Here is a 16266-nt window from a genome sequence, read left to right on the forward strand (position 1 = left end):
GAAAAAATTTTCACAGCGCGGTTCGCTTTTCTCCTGTTCGTTCGATCAACAGGGAAAGAGGACTCCGCCGACCTTTGCCGCATTCCTACGGCAATACCGGTCCGTGACGGCCGGCCGACGCCCCATGCCCGTAAACGGTGGACCTCTCCTTGCCCAACTCCATTCCAAGGAAAGCCGTTCCATGCGCCGCCTGCCGCCACTTGCCTACCCCGTATCGTCCCTTGCCCGATTGCCGCGCCCAGCCGCCGTGGCGCGCAAGGCTTTGCTGGGCGCGATCCTGATGACGGGCGCCGGCGTCGGCACGGTCCATGCCCAAGGCGCCGGACCCGCCGCCGCCAGCCCCTCGGTCCGCGCCTACGACGTCCCCGCCGGCCCTCTGGCGGGCGCATTGAGCCGCTATGCCGATCAGGCCAATATTCTTCTCAGCGTGCCGGCAGCTATGACGGCAGGCAAGACCAGTCCCGGGGTACGCGGCACCCATACGGTCGATGGCGGGTTCCGGCAGCTGCTCAACGGCACCGGCCTGGAAGCCGTGCGCCAGGCCGACGGCGGCTACTCGCTGCGGCCCGCGCCCGTATCCGCTGAAACCACCCTGCCCGCCGTGTTGGTGACCGGTTCCGCCACTGCGGCGTATAACGAGCCCTACCCGGGCGGCGAGGTCGCGCGCGGCGCCAAGATCGGCCTGCTCGGCGACAGGGATTTTCTCGATACGCCCTTCAGCGTGACCTCATACACGTCCAAGCTGATCGAAGACCAGCAGGCGCAGAACCTCGGTGACGTACTGCTCAACGACCCCTCGGTGCGCAATACCTACTCGCGCGGCGCGGGCCGGGACGAATTCAATGTCCGGGGCTTCACGCTGTTCAACTATGACGTCGCCTATAACGGCCTCTATGGCATTTCCCCCCGCAACTCCACCTCGCTGATAGGAATCGAGCGCGTCGAGGTGCTGCGCGGTCCGAACGCGCTGCTCAACGGCATGGCGCCGTACGGCTCGGTGGGCGGCTCGATCAACCTGGTGCCCAAGCGCGCCGACGCCGAGCCCTTGAACCGCGTAACGCTGTCCTATCTCGAAAACAGCCAGTTCGGCCTGCAGGCGGATATCGCCCGCCGTTTCGGCGAAGACCAGCGCACCGGCGTGCGCCTGAATGTGCTGCGCAGCGGCGGCGACATGAACATCTCCGGCGCCGGCGAGGACATGGGCGCGATCTCCCTCGGCCTGGACTACCGTGGCAACCGCTTCCGCATCGAAGGCGACATCAACTACCAGAACCGCGTGACCGACGCGCGTAGCGGCCTGCTGTTCCCGCCCCCCTCGGGCGAGGACATCGGCCATGCACCGGACCCGAAGCGCAATTTCTTCCCCGACTGGACCTACTGGAAAGCCAAAGAGTGGACCGGCGACGTGCGCGCCGAGTACGACCTGTCCGACGACTGGACGGTGTACGGCGCCTTGGGCGCGCGCAAGCACGACTTCGAAAGCCTGCAGACCACCTGGCTGATGCTCGACTCGGCGGGCATGATCGGCGCCGTGCCCGCCCGCCTGAACGAAAGGCTGTTGAGCAAGACCGGCGAGGTCGGCATCCGCGGCCGCTTCAATACCGGCCCGATCAAGCACGAACCGGTGCTGTCGGCCAGCTTCCTCGACATCGATTACTCGTCGGCGCGCGTGCGTTCCACCACCACGGTTTTCTCCGACCTGTACGACCCGGCCGATCTGGCCAAACCGAACATCCCCAAGCCCACCGATCTGGGCAAGACCAGCGAAACACGGTTGTACAGCGTTGCGCTGGCCGACACGCTTTCGGCGATGGACGGCGCGGTGCAGCTGACCGGCGGCCTGCGCCAGCAGCGCGTGCAGTCGGTGAACTACAACCCCGCGACCGGCGAACGCGTATCGGACTACGGCAAATCCGCACTCACCCCGGCGTTCGCGCTGACGGTGAGGCCGACCACGCAACTGGCGCTGTACGGCAACTACATCGAGGGTCTGAGCCAGGGCGGCACCGCGCCGGCCGAGGCCGTGAACGCAGGCGAGACCTTCAAGCCCGGCGTCTCGAAGCAATATGAAGTCGGCGCCAAGTACGACTTCGGCACCGTCGCAACCACCTTGAGCGCGTTCCAGATCGAGCAGCCCAGCGCTTACCTGGACCCGGTTACCTTGCGCTACCAGGCATCCGGCAGGCAGCGCAATCGCGGCGTGGAATTCCTGATCCAGGGCGAGCCGGCACGCCACGTCCGGCTCTTGGGCGGCGTGGCCTACACCGCTGGCGTCCTGACCAAGACGGAAGGCGGCGTCAACGACGGCAACGTCGCGCCTGCCGTGCCGCGCTGGCAGTTCAACGCCTCGGCGGAATGGGATACGCCTTTCGCGCAAGGCCTGACCCTGATGGCGCGCGTGCTGCGCACCAGCACCCAGTATGTCGATGCGGCGAACACACAGCAGCTGCCCGCCTGGACCCGCTTCGACGTGGGCGCGCGTTACGCGATGAATATCAACCGTACGCCGGTCACCTTGCGGGCGACGGTGGAGAACGTGTTCAACAAGCACTACTGGCTGTCGGCCGCGCGTGAAGGCCTGACGGTGGCCGCGCCACGCACGCTGCTGCTGTCCGTCACCGCGGAGTTCTGATGCGGCTGCTTGCAGGGAGCGCATCGCCCGCGCGGGCGGTGCGCAGCAAGACCTGGTATCTGGTCCACAAATGGACCAGCCTGGTCTGTACCCTCTTCATGCTGGTGGTCTGCGTCTCCGGCCTGCCCTTGATCTTCCACGACGAAATCGTGGAATGGCTGGACGCTCCGCCGCCCTGGCCCAGCGTCGCGCCGGACCCGTCCGCGCCTGCCCTCGACGGCCTGATCGCGCAGGCTCTCCACCATCATCCGGCGCATCGCATCGTCGAGGTCGAAGTGGCCGCCCGCTCGCCCCGCGTCATCCTGGCGCTGGCCCCTGGCGACCAGGCTCCGTCCGGAACATCCTCGATCCAGCTGCACTACGACGCTCGCAACGGCTTGCTGCAGCAGTCGCTGGACAGCGCCGACGAAGGCCTGGGCACGCGCGCCATGACCATCATGACGCGCTTGCACATCGATCTCTACGCGCTCCTGCCCGGCCAGCTGTTTTTGGGCTTCATGGCCCTGCTCTTCTCGGTGGCGGTGATATCGGGCGCCGTCCTCTATCACCCCTACATGAAGAAAACCCCGTTTGGCACCGTCCGCGCCACGCGCGCCAAGCGCTTGAAGTGGCTGGACCTGCACAATCTCCTGGGAATCGTCACGCTGGTCTGGGCGCTGATGATGGGCGTCACAGGCGCCATCCACGAACTGGCGGTGCCGCTCTTCCGCTACTGGCTGTCCCACGACGTCCAGGCCGCGGTGGCGACGGCCGACGGCCATCCGCCCGCCGGCCCGTCGCAATTGGCCTCGGCGCAACAGGCCTACGCCACCGCGCAAGCTGCTGTCCCCGGCCGCGTGGTGGAGTCCCTGCGTTTCCCGGACGCGGGCCTGGGCCTGCCGCAGCACTACCTGCTGTGGGCCAAGGGTGAAACCCCGCTGGCCGCCCATCTCTTCGACGGTGTCCTGGTGGACGCGCGTACGGGCCAATTGACGGCGGTGCTCGAGATGCCCTGGTACCTGCGCGTACTGCAATTCTCGCGGCCGCTGCACTATGGCGACACCGCCGGCCTGCCGCTGAAGCTGATCTGGGCCGCCTTGGACCTGATCACGATCGTGGTCCTGGGCAGCGGTCTCTACCTGTGGCGCAAGCGTCAGAAGAACTAGCGGGCCGGACGATGCGCGCCATCGGCAGCCGAGGCCGCGCGGACCAGGCATTCCGCCATCTTGCCCCTAACGCTCGCGGCATCGAACGGCAGCCGCCCGATGATGCCGATCTCGCGGTGGAAGGCCGCCTCGTCCAGGGACACCAGGCGCAAGCCCGCCAGATCCAGCCCCAACAAGCGCGGCAGCAGCGCCACCCCCAGGCCGTGCCGCACCAGGTTGGCGATGGCCTCGATCTCGTCGAGTTCCACCGCCTCGTGCACCGTGATGCGTTGCTTTTTCAGGAACAGATCCACCCCCCGTCCGCCGAACGAGGCCCGGTCGTAGCGGATGAACGGCTGGGTGGCCAGCAGCTCGCGCCAAGGAGCCCGCGCCATCGATTCCGGCATCGCCAGCACCATTTCCTCGCGCAGCAGCGGCTGCCAGCCCAATTCTGGCGGCAAGGCGAACGGAGGCCGGATCAGCAGCGCCATATCCACTTCGCCCGCGTCCACCTGCCCCAATAGCGACAGCGACACGCCAGGCACGATCCGCACCCGCACGTCGGGATAGCCCGCCCGGAACTCTCCCAGCGCCTGCGCCAACAGATGCTGCTGCACCGAGGCAATCGCGCCTATGCGCAGCGACCCGCTGACATGTCCTGCGCCGGCCGCGGCCGCCATGCGCTCAGCCATCGCCACCAGTTCCTCGGCCTGCGGCAGCATCTCGCGCCCATGGAGGTTCAGCACGGCCGCGCGGGCGCTGCGGTCGAACAGCGCCACGCCCAGGTATTCCTCCAGGCGCTTGATCTGGGCGCTGACCGCCGACTGGGTCAGCCCCAATTGAGCGCCGGCACCGGTGAAAGTGCCGTCCCGCGCCACAGCCAGAAAGGTTTTGAATTCTTTGATCACAATCAATAATTTCGATGCTAAGACACGAAAAATATCGTTTTTCAATCAAAAAAACAATACTTAAACTAAGCGCTGATGCCAGGCCTGCGCAGTCTTGCGATGGCCTGCAATCTGATTGATCATTTTCTTTTGCCCGACCCGGAGCCTTCCATGACCGCTCAAACCAACCTGCCGCCGTTCCACCTCGCCTTCCCGGTCCGTGACCTGGCCGAAGCCCGCGCCTTCTATGGCGAAAAGCTGGGCTGTCCGGAGGGCCGCAGCTCGCCCGAATGGATCGACTTCAACTTCTACGGCCACCAGATCGTCGCCCACCTGGCGCCCAGCGAATGCGGCCACAAGGCCACCAGCGCCGTGGATTCGCACAATGTGCCGGTGCGCCATTTCGGCGCCGTGCTTTCCATGGAACAATGGGAAGCGATGGCAAAGCGGCTGACCGACGCCGGCACCGAATTCGTCATCGAGCCCTACATCCGCTTCAAGGGTGAAGTGGGCGAACAAGCCACCATGTTCTTCCTGGATCCGTCGGGCAACGCGCTGGAATTCAAGGCGTTCAAGAACATGGATTCCCTGTTCGCCAAGTAATCCGTCTCTACAGGTTTCGTGTCGTTGAACGCAATTTCAGAACCTCCTTCTCCGGCCGAAACCTCCTGGCGCATCCTGCCGCAGGGTGACCGCTGCCTGATCATTTCCTTTGGCGACCAGATCGACGCGGCCGTGGGCCGGACCTGTCTGGCCGCGGCCGGCAAGCTGCGCGACGCGCGGCTTCCCGGCGTGACCGACGTGGTGCCATCGTTCGTCGCGGTGGCGGTGCATTACCGGCCCGGCGCCAGCGGCGGCCCCACGTACTCGCAACTGGCCGAACGCATCGGACAACTGCTGTCCGCAGGTATCGCCGCGGACACCCTGGGCGGACGCGAGATCGACATTCCGGTCTGCTACGGCGGCGAACACGGCCCCGACCTGGCCGAGGTGGCCGAAGCCGCCGGCCTCACCCCTGAAGGCGTCATCCAGCTGCACAGCCAGCCCCGCAGCATGGTCTTCATGCTGGGCTTCGCGCCCGGCCACGCCTACCTGGGCGTGCACGATGAAAAACTGAATATCCCGCGCCGCGCCTCGCCGCGCACCGCCGTGCCTGCTGGCGCGGTTGCAATTGCCAACCGGCAGACCGTGATCTACCCGAACCGGCTTCCCGGCGGCTGGAACATCATCGGCGCCACCCCGCTCACCATGTTCGACCCGGCCCGCGAACCCGCCGCCTTGCTGCAACCCGGCGACTCGGTCCGTTTCGTACCCATCAGCTCCGAGGAATTCGACCGCATCCGGGGAGCCCGGCCATGAGCCTGACCGTGATCAAGCCCGGCATGCTGTCCAGCTTCCAGGACCGCGGCCGCGAGGGCTACCAGCACCAGGGCATCCCGGCTGCCGGCGCCATGGACGAGCGCGCGCACCGCCTGGCCAACGCCCTGGCCGGCAACCAGGACGAACACGCCACGCTGGAAATGACCCTGACGGGTCCGACCCTGCGCTTTGACGCGGCGGCCTGCTTCGCCCTGGCCGGCGCCGACCTCGGCGCCACGCTCAACGGCCAGGACATCCCGGTCCACCGCCCCCTGGTGGCGCGGGCCGGCGACACGCTGGCCTTCGGCGCCAGGCCCGCCGTGGGGGTGCGCGGCTATCTGGCGGTGCACGGCGGCTTTGCGCTGCCGCGCGTCATGGGCAGCGAAAGCACCTACCTGCGCAGCGGCTTCGGCGGCTTCCAGGGGCGCGCGCTGGCCAAGGGCGATCAGGTGCCGCTGCATGCGCCGCTGGCCGCCAGCCGCGATCTGGACGCCTTGCAGGAAGCGCTGTGGAACCAGCGCGTGTATCTGCCGGCTGCGCTGGGCGCCAAGCGCCGCGAGTTCATCCGCTTCCTGCCGGGCATGCACTGGGAGGAATTCTCCGGCGCCACCCGCCAGGCCTTCGGCGGCGGCGCGGAATTCCGCATCAGTCCGCAGTCGGACCGCATGGGCTACCGGCTGCTGGGCCCGGCGCTGTCCATGAGCCAGCCGCGCCAGATGCTGTCGGAAGCGGCCTGCTTCGGCACCGTGCAGGTGCCCTCGGGCGGCGAGGCCATCATCCTCATGGCCGACCGCCAGACCACCGGCGGCTATCCCAAGATCGCGCAGATCGCCACCGTGGACCTGCCGGTCCTGGCGCAGTGCGCGCCCGGCCAGACCTTGCGTTTCCAGCTGATCGAACTGGAAGAAGCGCAGCGCCTGGACGGCGAGCGCGAACGCGCCTTCACGCAATTGCAAGATGCGCTGGCGCCGTTGCGCGCGCTCCTTGCCTAGAAAGGAATTTGCCATGACCACCCGCATCGACATGAACTGCGACATGGGCGAAAGCTATGGCGCCTGGACCATGGGCAACGACGCGGCGGTGCTGCAGTTCGTCAGCTCCGCCAACATCGCCTGTGGCTTCCATGGCGGCGACCCGGCCACCATGCGCAAGACCGTGGCCGCCGCGCTGGCGCGCGGCGTGGCGCTGGGCGCCCATCCCAGCCTGCAGGACCTGGCCGGATTCGGCCGCCGTGTCATCCAGATCAGTCCCGACGAAGCCTACGACATTGTGGTCTACCAGATCGGCGCGCTGGCCGGCGTGGCCGCCTCGCAAGGCACCCGCCTGCACCACGTCAAGGCGCACGGCGCCCTCTACAACATGGCCGCCAAGGACGAAGGCCTGGCGCGCGCGATCTGCCAGGCCGTCAAGGACGTGGACGCCTCGCTGATCCTGTACGGGCTGGCGGGCAGCAAGCTGATCGACGCGGCCCGCGCCATCGGCCTGGCCGCCGCCAATGAGGTCTTTGCCGACCGCTCCTACCAGGACGACGGCTCGCTCACACCGCGCAGCCGTGCGGGCGCGATGATCGAAGACCTGGATCAGGCGGTGGCGCAGGTGGTGCGCATGGTGCGCGAAGGCAAGGTGCGCTCGGTCGACGGCAAGGACGTGCCGGTGCAGGCGGATACGCTCTGCATCCACGGCGACCAGCCGAACGCGCTGATCTTCGCCGACGGCATCCGCAAGGCGCTGGAGCAGGCGGGCATCGAAGTCCGCACACCCCCGAGGGCATAGGCGCGGCCGGCTAGGCGTGGCCGGCATAGGCGCAGCCGGCTCAGGCGCGATCAGCTCAGGCGCGGCCGTAGCGCGGCGCCGGCTCTTCCCCGTCCTGCTGCGCGGCATGGCGATAAGCCTCCAGCACGCCAGGCAGCACATCCGCCAGATAGCTGCGCGTCATGTCGATCGCGCGCTCGACATCGCGAACGGCCAGCGCCTCGATCACGCCGCGGGTGCATACCTGGATCCCGCTGAACGGCATCGCTTGCCTGGCCAGCAGGTAGCGCAGCGGCTCGATCTGTTCGTAAAGCTTGCTGAGCATGCTGGCCAGCGGGGTATTGCCCGTGCTGCGGGCCGCGGCCAGATAGAACTCGCACGCCGCCCCGATCGCCGCTTGCGCATCGCCCGCGGCCAGCGCCGCCGCGATGGCCGCGTCATGGCCGCGTTGCTCGGCCAGCAGCGGCGCCAGATCGTCGACCTCCGCCGCCTGGCGCAGGCAATAGGCTTCCAGCTCAGCACGTAACAGGTACAGATGGCGGATCTGCGCTTCGGTGTAGAGAGTGACGCGGAAGCCCTTGCGCTGGATGTGCGTGACCAGGCCGCTCAATTCCAGCAGGCGCAGCGCTTCGCGGATCGGGCTGCGGCTGGTGCCGAAACGCTGCTCCAGTTCCTGCTCGCGCAGCGGCTGGCCGGGCCGGATGGTGCCGTCCACGATCAATTCACGAATCTGTTCCTGCAGGAAATACGGAATCGTGGCGGGCGCTTTGATGTCCAATCGGCTCCCCTTGTACTGCGCAATGCATGGTATGAGACATTGTGAAGATACTAGAAATCTCTTGAAACATAAATAAGAAAATTGTTGCAGAGCGCCATGCCGCCCCGGCTGTCAGTCCCAGTCGTCCCGATATACAAACTTCGGCATCTGCCAATTGAAGCGCAGGGCCAGCAGGCGCACCGCCAAGCCCGCGGCCAGCGCAATCGGCACCGCGGTATTGGCGGACAGGCCCAGCGCCTGCGAACCCAGGTACAGGCCGCCGGTCACGAAGGACACGCTGGCATAGAGTTCCTTGCGGAACAGCAGCGGCACCTCGTTGCACAGCACGTCGCGCAGCACCCCGCCGGCGCAGCCGGTGATCATGCCGCTGATCAGCACCACGGTGACCGGCAGCTGCATCACCTGCGCCACCTGGCAGCCGATGACCGTGAACGCCACCAGGCCCAGCGCGTCGGCCAGCAGGAACACGCTGCGCAGGCGCCGCATGACCGGCGCGATCAAGGCGGTGATGATCGCCGCGCCCGCCGTCATCCACAGGTATTCCGGGTGGACCACCCAGGTCAGGGGGTAGTGCCCCAGCAGCACATCGCGCAGCGAGCCCCCGCCCAGCGCCGTCACGCAGGCGATGATGCAGACGCCCATCCAGTCCATGTCGCGGCGGCCGGCGGAAAGCGCTGCGGTCATCGCTTCCGCCACGATGGCGACGAGGTACAGCGTGTGCAGCAGGGTGGGCGACAGATCCGGGAACATGGGGCGCGGGAAAGTTGGACTGGCCCCCATTGTATTAAGCCGGCACGCCGCGGCGGCCATTGCCTGCATCCGCGCCATCCCTTACCCTCGACTTTGCGTTGATATCTATCAAGTCCCCATCCGCGAGGCCGCGGGACAATGGGGATATAGCCCGTTAGGGCGGAACGGCTGGAACGCGCGCATGCGGGAGTCGGCGATCTGGCCACAACCGGGAGAGAACGTATGACACAGCAAACTGGCCCCATCCTGTTGGCGACCGACCTGAGCGCGCGCGGCGACCGCGCCCTGGACCGCGCCCTGCAACTGGCCAAGGAACTAGGCACCAAGCTCATCGTCCTGCATGTCATGGAATCCCATGCCACGCCGGCCCGCCTGACCACGCCGGTATGGCGGCGCCTGTCGACGGACCACAAGGCGCTGGCCGAGCGCGAGCTGGCCGAAGACCTGGCGGCGGCCGACGTGCCGACCGAAGTGGTGGTCGTCAGCGGCGATCCGCTGGTCCGCATCATGGAAACCGCCGACAGCTACGGCTGCTCGCTGATCGTCACCGGCACCGCCCGCGATGAAACGCTGGGCCGCCTGCTGTTGGGCACCACGGTCGAAAAGCTGGCCCGCCAGGCGCGCCAACCGGTGCTGGTGGTCAAGACCCGTCCGCGCCGCCCCTACCGCGACGTGCTGGTCGCCACCGACTTCTCCGCCGGTTCGCGCCAGGCCTTGCGCGCCGCGCTGCAACTGGTGCCGAATGCGGATCTGACGCTGTTCCACTCCTATGACATCCCCTTCCAGGGCAAGAAAGCGCCGGAAGATGCCATCACGCGCAGCTTCTATCACGCCGCCGAACAGAGCGCCCAGGAGTTCATCGCCGAAACGCCCGAACTGGCCCAGGTTGCCGCCCCCAAGGTGGTGCTCGAATGCGGCCAGCCGGAAACCGTGCTGTCGGAGTATTCGTTCAATCACCGTTCCGACCTGGTCGTGACCGGCACCCACGGCCGCACCGGCATCCTGCGCACCGCCATCGGCAGCGTGGCCGAACGGCTACTGGAATCCCTGCCCAGCGACGTGCTGATCGTCCGCCTGCTCGGCGAGGAGTAACCCGGTCAGGGCATAAAAAAAACGGCGCCTCGGCGCCGTTTTTTTTGCTTGCGGGGCTCTTGTGCTTGCCCCTACGCTTCCTCGCCCTGCTTTTCCATGGTTTCTATCGTGCCACGCAGCAGATGCAGCAGCACCAGGCCGGGCAGCGCGATGACCACGGTCAGCAGGAAGAAGCCTGGCCAGCCCATCGCCTCGACCAGCGGCGGCGTGAGCGGCCCCGCCAGATAGGTGCGGCCCACGGCGGACAACGCCGACAGCAGCGCGAACTGGGTCGCCGAAAACTGCTGGCGGCACAGCGCCATCAGCAGGCCGACGAAGGACGCCGTGCCGAGTCCGCCGCAGAGGTTCTCGATACCCACGCCCGCGGCCATCAGCCAGAGGTTCTTGGGGCTGACGGCAATCAGCCAGTACGCCAGGTTCGATACCGCCTGCAAAAGGCCGAAGGCCATCAGCGAGCGATACAGCCCCCAGCGCGACATCAGCGATCCGCCTGCCAGCGCGCCGATGATGGTGGCGGCCAGGCCCAGCACCTTGTTCACCGTGCCCACTTCCGTCGGCGTGAAGCCCGCGCCGCGGATCAGGAAGGTGGTGGACAGCGCCCCGGCGAAGGCGTCGCCCAGCTTGTACAGCACGATCAGCAGCAGCACCGCCAGCGCCCCGCGCCGCGTGAAGAACTCGCGCAGCGGCTCGCCCACGGCCTCGCGCAGCGTGCGCGGCGGGCGGGCGACGTGCTCGGGCTCGGGCGCCCAGAACGTCGCCAGCGCGCACAGCAGCATCAGGCCGCCCATCAGCACATAGGTGTTGCCCCAGCCTATCCACTGGTCCGCGAGGATCAGCGCCAGCCCGCCCGACACGATCATGGCCAGCCGGTAGCCCATGACTTTGATGGCTGCGCCAGCGCCGCGCTCATCCTTGCGCAGCACGTCGGTGCAATAGGCGTCGAAAGCGATGTCCTGCGTGGCCGACAGAAAGGCCACCAGCACAGCCAGCAGGGCCAGGGTCTGCAGCGTCGACGACGGCGACAAGGCGCCCATCGCCATGATGGCCACGGCCAGCAGCAACTGGGTCAGCAGCATCCAGCCGCGGCGCCGGCCCAGCAGGGGCGGCGCATAGCGGTCCACCAGCGGGGCCCACAGGAACTTGAGGGTATAGGCGCTGCCCACCAGGGTCAGGAAACCGATTTGCTGCAGCGGCACGTTTTCCACCGTGGCCCAGGCCTGCAAGGTGCCGCTGGTCAGGGCCAACGGCAATCCGCTGGCAAAGCCCAGGACCAGCAAGGGGGCCACGCGGGGGCTGGTGTAGACGTTGGATACAGCGGTAATGACGATCTCCTGAAACGCGCCCGCGCGCCGCTAGCGGCCGCGGGCTTGCGGCATTTTAGGGCCTCTGCGCCAGCGCTGCAGGCAGGATGCGTGTCGGAATGTCAGGGCGACGCGAAACGGTACACCGCCAAGGTGCTGCGCCAGCTGGGCAGCAATTTCACCTCGCGCCCTTCGTTGAAGGTGGCGCGTTCAAGAATGCTCAGGCGCACCTCGCCGGCCAATTGCTCGAAGTCGCGCAGCGTGCACAGGTGGATGTTCGGCGTGTTGTACCACTGGTAGGGCATCTGGCCCGTCACCGGCATGCGGCCGCGCAGGATGGCCCAGCCGTGCGGCCAGTAGCCGAAGTTGGGGAACGACACCACGCCGAAGCGCGCCACCCGCGCCATTTCGCGCAGGATGTGCTCGGTGCGGTGCATGGACTGCAGGGTCTGCGACAACACCACGGTGTCGAACTGCTTGTCGTCGAACAGCGCCAGCCCGTCTTCCAGGTTCTGCTGGATCACTTCGACGCCGCGCCGCACGCAGGCGATGACGCAGTTGTCGTCCAGTTCCACGCCGGCGCCCCGCACCTGGCGGTGATCGCGCAGATGCGCCAGCAGCGCGCCGTCGCCGCAGCCCAGGTCCAGGACACGGCTGCCGGGCTCGATCCAGCTGGCGATGCGCGCCAGGTCGGGCCGCAGGACGTTGAGCGCGGGGCGGGGAGTCACGGGCGTCATGCGGCGCGTCCTTCGGTCTGGGCGGCATCGCCGAGGCCGAGCTCGCGCGCGATGCGTTCGTAATAGCCGCGAACCACGGCATGGTAGCGCGCGTCTTCCAGCAGGAAGGCGTCATGGCCATGCGGCGCGTCGATCTCGGCGTAGGTCACCGGACTGGCGTTCTTCAGCAGCGCGCGCACGATTTCGCGCGAGCGTTCCGGCGGAAAGCGCCAGTCGGTCGAAAACGACACCAGCAGGAAATCGGCCTTGGCCGGCGCCAGTGCGCGGGCCAGGTCGCCGCCGGTGGTGCGCGCGGGATCGAAATAGTCCAGCGCGCGCGTGATCAGCAGATAGGTATTGGCGTCGAAATAGCGGGTGAACTTCTCGCCCTGGTAGCGCAGGTACGACTCCACCTCGAACTCGACGTCGTAGCCGTAGTGGTAGGCGCCATTCTCGGCCGGGGCGCGCTGGGCGCGGCCGAATTTCTCGGCCATGTCGTCGTCGGACAGATAGGTGATGTGGCCGATCATGCGCGCCACCGACAGGCCACGGCGCGGCACCGTGTCTTGCGCGTAGTAATCGCCGCCGTGGAAATCCGGATCGGTGATGATGGCGCGGCGCGCCACCTCGTTAAAGCCGATGTTCTGCGCCGACAGGCGCGGCGTGCTGGCGATGACCACGCAATTGGCCACGCGGTCCGGCAGCGTGATGGCCCAGCTGAGCGCCTGCATGCCGCCCAGCGATCCGCCCATCACCGCCGCGAAACGGTCGACGCCGAAATGGTCGGCAACCCTGGCCTGCGCCCGCACCCAGTCCTCCACGGTCAGCACCGGGAAGGCGGCGCCCCAGGGCTTGCCGCTTTCCGGGTTGATGCTGGCCGGGCCGGTAGAGCCGAAGCAGGAGCCCAGGTTATTGACCCCGATCACGAAGTAGATGTTGGTGTCCACCGGCTTGCCGGGACCCACCATGTTGTCCCACCAGCCCACATCGCTGGGGTTGTCGGCCGCCTGGCCGGCTACGTGGTGCGAGGCGTTCAACGCATGGCAGATCAGGACCGCGTTGCTGCGCTGGGCGTTGAGCGTGCCATAGGTCTCGACCGCCAGTTCGTAGGCGGCCAGCGACTGGCCGCTCTGCAAAGGCAGCGGCTCATCGAAACGGATGAAGGTGGGAGCGACGAGGCCGACCGAACCGGGATCAACGGCATCGGAAGTCGTGACGGGTGCGGGTATGAACCCGCTGGCCGAATCACCGGCCAAATTCTGGGCAGGAGTGGTCATACGGACCTCTTTAGCTGGATTTATTGGAAGGCGCCCGCAAGCGGATCAGGCAAATCGGCGCCGAAAAATTTGGTACTGCGGCAGGAATTCTAGCACTGCTCAAGCGCGCCGCAATGGCGGGCGGCATCGCCGGTCAGCCGGCCGCATGCGCCGGACCTTCAGGCGCCAGCCTCCCAGGGCTCCTGGCCCAGGTACTCATAGCGCTCGGTGTTGACCCGCGATATGCGCCATTCCACCGCCTGCCGCTTGTAGGAAAACGCCACGCGGCGGATCTCCAGCAGAGGGCTGCCTTCGGCCACGCCCAGCGCCCGCGCCTGCGCGCGTTCGGCCACGCAGGTGCGCAGCCGCTCGTCGGTCGCAATCACATTCACGCCGAAGACGTCCTGGTACAGCGCGTAAAGCGTGCTGGCGCGGTCGCGCAGGTGCTCCTCGGCCATGCCCGGAAAGCATGACTCCGGCAGGCAGATCTCGTCCATCATCACCACGTCGCCATTGAGCGACAGCACATTGAGGAATTCGAACACCATGGCGCCGGCCGCCAGGTTCAGCTTCTCGCGCGCGATGGCCGACGCGCGCACTCGGCGAAAGCGCAGCAGCTCGGTCGCGGGATAGGACTTGTCGCCATCCTGGCGCACGATGCGGAAGAACTTGAAGAAATGGTGATTGCGCGTATGCACGGCCACGTAGGTGCCGCGGCCTTGATGGCGCACCAGGATGTTCTCGGCCGCCAATTCGTCGATGGCCTTGCGCAAGGTGCCGATGGATACGCCGAAGCGTTCCGCCAGCAGCTTCTCGGGCGGGATCGCCTCGCCCTGCTTCCATTCGCCCTGCGCCAGCGCGGCCAGCACGGCCTGCTTGACCTGCGCGTACAAGGGACTGCCCAAAGGCACAGTCGAGGACAGGCTGGTATTCATGGGTGCATCGCATCAATCAGGAGCCCACAGTGTAGCGGCGGGGACGGAACCTGCTCAAGTCATACAATTCATATATATGATTTAGTTGACATGAGCGAAGCCGGGTCCTAAGATTTCCTGGCCGTAGTGATCCGCGCCCTGCGCTCCCAGCCCAAAAGAGGAAGACAAATGATTCACGCCGTATTGCACGATGCCAAGGACACGGTGGCGGTCGCCGTGGTGGAAGGAGTCACCGCCGGAACGGAACTCAACGCCTGGATCATGGATGAAGACAAGATCATCCACGTGCGCGCCTCGCAGGACATTCCCATCGGCCACAAGGTGGCGATGAAGGACATGGCCGTGGGCGACACCGTCTTCAAGTACGGCGTCGACATCGGCCGCGTGGTGGAGCCCATCCAGGCCGGCCAGCACGCCCATGTGCACAACATCAAGACCAAGCGCTGGTAAGCCCTCCACCCCGCACAGGAATCCACCATGTCCATCATCAACGCTTCGACCACCTTCCAGGGCTACCGCCGCGACAACGGCCGCGTCGGCGTCCGCAACCACGTCATCGTCCTGCCTGTGGACGACATCTCCAACGCCGCGGCCGAAGCCGTGGCCAACAACATCAAGGGCACGCTGGCCCTGCCTCACCCCTATGGCCGGCTGCAGTTCGGCGAGGACCTGGAACTGCATTTCCGCACCCTGATCGGCACCGGCTGCAATCCCAACGTCGCGGCGGTGGTGGTGATCGGCATCGAGGAAGGCTGGACCAAGCGCGTGGTGGACGGCATCGCCGCCACCGGCAAGCCGGTCATGGGCTTCAGCATCGAACTGCACGGCGACCATGACACCATCATGCGCGCCTCGCGCTGCGCCAAGGAATTCGTGCACTACGCCACGGCCCTGACGCGCAGCGAGTGCCCCATCGCCGACCTGTGGGTGTCGACCAAATGCGGCGAGTCCGACACTACCTCCGGCTGTGGCGCCAACCCCACCGTGGGCAACGCCTTCGACAAGCTCTACGGGCTGGGCTCCACACTGGTCTTCGGCGAAACCTCGGAGCTGACCGGCGGCGAACACATCGTGGCTGAGCGCTGCGCCAACGACGCGGTGCGCGAACGCTTCATGTTCATGTTCAACCGCTACCAGGCCATGATCGACCGCTGGAAGACCAGCGACCTGTCGGAATCCCAGCCCACCAAGGGCAATATCGCGGGCGGGCTGACCACCATCGAGGAAAAGGCCCTGGGCAATATCCAGAAGATCGGCAAGCAATGCCGCGTGGACGGCGTGATCGACAAGGCCGAGATCCCCGACGGCCCCGGCCTGTGGTTCATGGACTCGTCCTCCGCCGCCGCCGAAATGGTGACCCTGTGCGCGGCCTCGGGCTACGCGGTGCATTTCTTCCCCACCGGCCAGGGCAACGTCATCGGCAACCCCATCCTGCCGGTCATCAAGATCTGCGCCAATCCGCGCACGGTGCGCACCATGTCCGAGCACATAGACGTGGACACCAGCGGCCTGCTGCAACGCGAAATCGACCTGAACCAGGCCGGCGACAAGTTGCTGGAATGCATGCTGGCCACCGCCAACGGCCGCTGGACCGCGGCCGAAGCGCTGGGCCACCGTGAGTTCGTCCTGACCCGCATCTTCGAAAGCGCCTGATCGCGCCTGTCGTCCCTGGCAACGGCGCGTC

Annotated in this window: 16 protein-coding genes and 1 riboswitch; of the genes, 9 read left to right on the forward strand and 7 right to left on the reverse strand. The window is 66.8% G+C overall.

The genetic code is table 11. The features are described 5' to 3' along the window. Positions 1-181: 181 nt before the first annotated feature. Both AC6LKD_RS17755 and AC6LKD_RS17760 read left to right on the forward strand, forming a co-directional pair. Complete coding sequence (locus tag AC6LKD_RS17755; RefSeq protein ID WP_498116965.1) at positions 182-2632, forward strand: TonB-dependent siderophore receptor; 2451 nt, start codon at positions 182-184, stop codon at positions 2630-2632. Then, complete coding sequence (locus AC6LKD_RS17760; protein ID WP_498116966.1) at positions 2632-3777, forward strand: PepSY-associated TM helix domain-containing protein; 1146 nt, start codon at positions 2632-2634, stop codon at positions 3775-3777. Before AC6LKD_RS17755 ends, AC6LKD_RS17760 begins: the two co-directional genes overlap by 1 nt. On the opposite strand, the gene AC6LKD_RS17765 is transcribed toward AC6LKD_RS17760, so the two are convergent. Further along, positions 3774-4664, reverse strand: coding sequence for a LysR family transcriptional regulator (locus AC6LKD_RS17765; RefSeq protein ID WP_041654804.1), 891 nt, complete (start codon positions 4662-4664; stop codon positions 3774-3776). The two genes, AC6LKD_RS17760 and AC6LKD_RS17765, sit on opposite strands and share 4 nt — an antisense overlap. Positions 4665-4814: 150 nt before the next feature. On the opposite strand from AC6LKD_RS17765, the gene AC6LKD_RS17770 reads away from it, so the two are divergent. From AC6LKD_RS17770 to AC6LKD_RS17785, 4 genes are read left to right on the forward strand one after another with little or no spacing between them, the layout of a single operon-like run. Further along, positions 4815-5246, forward strand: coding sequence for a VOC family protein (locus AC6LKD_RS17770; protein ID WP_013391240.1), 432 nt, complete (start codon positions 4815-4817; stop codon positions 5244-5246). A 24-nt stretch (positions 5247-5270) separates the two neighbouring features. After that, a complete protein-coding gene (pxpB, locus tag AC6LKD_RS17775) occupies positions 5271-6002 on the forward strand; it encodes a 5-oxoprolinase subunit PxpB (protein WP_498116967.1) in 732 nt (243 codons plus the stop codon). After that, positions 5999-6994, forward strand: a complete 996-nt coding sequence (locus tag AC6LKD_RS17780) for a 5-oxoprolinase subunit C family protein (protein WP_498116969.1) — start codon at positions 5999-6001, stop codon at positions 6992-6994. Before pxpB ends, AC6LKD_RS17780 begins: the two co-directional genes overlap by 4 nt. Before the next feature lie 13 nt (positions 6995-7007). Then, the gene (locus AC6LKD_RS17785; protein ID WP_498116970.1) at positions 7008-7775 is read left to right on the forward strand and encodes a LamB/YcsF family protein; all 768 of its coding nucleotides are present in this window, start codon (positions 7008-7010) and stop codon (positions 7773-7775) included. Positions 7776-7830: 55 nt separating this feature from the next. On the opposite strand, the gene AC6LKD_RS17790 is transcribed toward AC6LKD_RS17785, so the two are convergent. Then, entirely contained in the window at positions 7831-8532 is a 702-nt protein-coding gene (locus tag AC6LKD_RS17790) for a GntR family transcriptional regulator (protein WP_013391236.1), read from the reverse strand. 111 nt (positions 8533-8643) lie between these two features. Continuing rightward, positions 8644-9282 (reverse strand): trimeric intracellular cation channel family protein, encoded by a 639-nt coding sequence (locus AC6LKD_RS17795; protein ID WP_498116971.1) that lies wholly within the window; start codon positions 9280-9282, stop codon positions 8644-8646. Between the two features lie 222 nt (positions 9283-9504). On the opposite strand from AC6LKD_RS17795, the gene AC6LKD_RS17800 reads away from it, so the two are divergent. Further along, the gene (locus AC6LKD_RS17800) at positions 9505-10374 is read left to right on the forward strand and encodes a universal stress protein (RefSeq protein WP_013391234.1); all 870 of its coding nucleotides are present in this window, start codon (positions 9505-9507) and stop codon (positions 10372-10374) included. A gap of 71 nt (positions 10375-10445) precedes the next feature. Here AC6LKD_RS17800 and AC6LKD_RS17805 read toward each other — a convergent pair whose 3' ends face one another. The 4 genes from AC6LKD_RS17805 to AC6LKD_RS17820 form a co-directional block, all read right to left on the reverse strand. Next, positions 10446-11702 carry a muropeptide transporter gene (locus tag AC6LKD_RS17805; protein ID WP_041652131.1) on the reverse strand — a complete coding sequence of 419 codons (1257 nt, stop codon included), beginning with the start codon at positions 11700-11702 and terminating at the stop codon, positions 10446-10448. A 95-nt stretch (positions 11703-11797) separates the two neighbouring features. Then, the gene (metW, locus tag AC6LKD_RS17810; protein ID WP_013391232.1) at positions 11798-12412 is read right to left on the reverse strand and encodes a methionine biosynthesis protein MetW; all 615 of its coding nucleotides are present in this window, start codon (positions 12410-12412) and stop codon (positions 11798-11800) included. After that, on the reverse strand, positions 12409-13668 hold the full coding sequence (metX, locus tag AC6LKD_RS17815) for a homoserine O-succinyltransferase MetX (RefSeq protein WP_498116973.1): 1260 nt from the start codon (positions 13666-13668) through the stop codon (positions 12409-12411). The genes metW and metX overlap by 4 nt, the downstream gene beginning before the upstream one ends. After that, positions 13658-13739: riboswitch (SAM riboswitch) on the reverse strand. Its footprint overlaps the gene before it by 11 nt. Before the next feature lie 87 nt (positions 13740-13826). Continuing rightward, positions 13827-14582: a GntR family transcriptional regulator gene (locus AC6LKD_RS17820; protein WP_013391230.1), complete on the reverse strand. Its 756-nt coding sequence runs from the start codon at positions 14580-14582 to the stop codon at positions 13827-13829. A 168-nt stretch (positions 14583-14750) separates the two neighbouring features. Here AC6LKD_RS17820 and AC6LKD_RS17825 point away from each other — a divergent pair, with 168 nt between their 5' ends. Then, complete coding sequence (locus tag AC6LKD_RS17825) at positions 14751-15032, forward strand: UxaA family hydrolase (protein ID WP_013391229.1); 282 nt, start codon at positions 14751-14753, stop codon at positions 15030-15032. A gap of 27 nt (positions 15033-15059) precedes the next feature. Then, entirely contained in the window at positions 15060-16235 is a 1176-nt protein-coding gene (locus AC6LKD_RS17830) for a UxaA family hydrolase (protein WP_013391228.1), read from the forward strand. Positions 16236-16266: the final 31 nt, after the last annotated feature.

It is taken from the genome of Achromobacter sp. D7-1, assembly GCF_059760445.1.